The 2,053-nt window shown below is 63.2% G+C and carries 1 protein-coding gene and 1 pseudogene; one reads left to right on the forward strand and one right to left on the reverse strand.

Annotation, left to right across the window (positions count from 1 at the left end; all coding sequences use genetic code 11):
* Positions 1-259, forward strand: a pseudogene (locus AB4Z11_RS30260) (methyl-accepting chemotaxis protein); the annotation flags it as partial.
* Positions 260-275: 16 nt separating this feature from the next.
* Here the strand turns inward: AB4Z11_RS30260 and AB4Z11_RS30265 are convergent.
* Positions 276-1,979 carry a methyl-accepting chemotaxis protein gene (locus AB4Z11_RS30265; protein WP_442029667.1) on the reverse strand — a complete coding sequence of 568 codons (1,704 nt, stop codon included), beginning with the start codon at positions 1,977-1,979 and terminating at the stop codon, positions 276-278.
* Positions 1,980-2,053 lie beyond the last annotated feature (74 nt).

The following is a 2,053-nucleotide window of genomic DNA, read 5'->3' on the forward strand; positions in this document are numbered from 1 at the left end:
GATGGATACCGTGACGCAGCAGAACGCAGCGCTGGTGGAAGAAGCCGCTGCCGCAGCAGGCGCACTGCAGGACCAGGCCGAGTCGCTGAAGCAGGCAGTCAGCGTATTCCGCCTCAACAACCAGGGCGGCGCCGCGCCACACAGCGCGTCGGTAACGCGCCTGCAGCCACGCAGCCAGCCGCGCATTGCCGCAGCCAAGCCATCCCCGGTCCGCACGGGTGCGCGTGCCGCCAACGGTGGCGATTGGGAAGAATTCTAAGCCGCGCCGCTACGCGTCAGAACTCCTCCCATTCACCAGCAGTATCCGCTGCGGGCGCCGGAGTACGCTTCGGCGCCGCGGCGGGCTTTTTCAACTGCGGCGCAGGCCGCGTCGCAGCCTTCACCACGGCACGCGCCGCCAGGCGCTGCGGATCGGTTTTCTGATCCGCCAGCTGGAATACGCTGACCGCCTCGGCCAGCATTTCGGCCTGATCGCGCATCGACTGCGCGGCGGCCGCAGCCTCCTCAACCAAGGCTGCATTCTGCTGCGTCACATCGTCAATCTGCACAATGGCTTGATTGACTTGCGCGATGCCCGAGCTCTGTTCGGTGCTGGCGGCGCTGATCTCCTTCATGATCGCTTCCACCTGCTGCACCGCCTTGACGATGCCGTCCATCGTCACGCCTGCCTCATCGACCAGGCGCGCGCCGGCATCCACCGTATCGACCGAGTGACCGATCAGCTCCTTGATTTCCTTCGCGGCCGATGCGGAGCGCGCCGCCAGATTGCGCACTTCCGATGCGACCACGGCAAAGCCCCTGCCCTGCTCCCCTGCGCGTGCCGCTTCAACGGCGGCATTCAGCGCAAGGATATTGGTCTGGAAAGCGATGCCGTCGATGACGCCAATGATGTCCACGATGCGGTTCGAGCTTTCCTTGATCGCGCCCATGGTGCTGACCACTTCGCCCACCACGCGCCCGCCCTTGGTGGCGAAATCGGACGCCGCCACCACCAGCTGTGTCGCCTGCTGGGCGTTCTGCGCATTCTGTTGAACGGTGGACGTCAGCTCCTCCATTGAGGAAGCCGTCTCCTCAAGACTGGATGCCTGCTGCTCAGTACGGGAAGACAGATCGAGATTGCCGCTGGCGATTTCGTTGGATGCCGTGGTGATGGTATCCGATCCCGAACGCACCTTGCCCACCGTGCGCACCAGGCTTTCATTCATATTCTTCAGCGCGCGCAGCAGCTGTCCCGTTTCGTCGCTGGTGTGGCATTCGATGCGCTGCGTGAGATCGCCGCTGGCCACCGCTTCCGCTACGCCCACGGCGCGGCTCAAGGGACTGGTGATGCTGCGCGTGACCCACCACAGCACGCCGGCTGCCAGCAGCGTGGCCACCACGGTCAGGCCGATCATCCTGTTGCGCGAGCTGGCGTACGCCTTCTCGGCTTCCTGGCTCGCAATACCCACGGCTTCGCCCTGGTACTTCACGAGGTCAGTGAGTGAATTCAGATAAGCGGTCTGCTCCTTGCGCACGGCGCTCAGCAGGTATGCCACCGCTTCATCGCGTTTGCCGGCATCGGCGGATTTATCCAAGAAAGTGGATTGCACCACCAGATAGCGCTCGCGCGCTTCGAGCACGGTTTTCAACCGGGTGCGGCTGCCGTTATCGACATCGTCTTCAATCAGCTTCTGGAGCTTGTCCAGCTGGACCGCGATGTCAGCCTTGCGGTCCTCGACGCGCTTCAGCTCTTTCTGCACCGTTTCGGGATCGGTGCTGAGCATCGCATTGCGCATGGCGCGGGCGATGTCATTGAGTCCGCCGATCGCTTCATAGGCTGCGATCACCTTGGGTACTTTGTCGCTGGCGATATCCTCGGTGCCGTCATTCAGCTTGCCCAGGCTGCCGATGCCGATGGCCGAAATCCCGACCATGAACGCCAGCGCCACACCCAGTCCGGCCGCGAGGCGGACGCCGATCTTCCAGTTGCCGATACCCATAGGACGCTCCCTTGAAGTATTGCCGTGGACTGGAATCCAGTATAGGTGAAGTTTTGCAATGCAGCAAAGCCACC

The sequence above is a fragment of the Pseudoduganella sp. RAF53_2 genome (genome assembly GCF_052113985.1).
In the GTDB taxonomy this organism is placed as follows: Bacteria; Pseudomonadota; Gammaproteobacteria; order Burkholderiales; family Burkholderiaceae_D; genus Rugamonas.

Excerpts from the sequence above, each read along its gene's own strand:
- AB4Z11_RS30265 (WP_442029667.1), bottom strand. The coding sequence starts at position 1,979 with ATGGGTATCGGCAACTGGAAGATCGGCGTCCGCCTCGCGGCCGGACTG.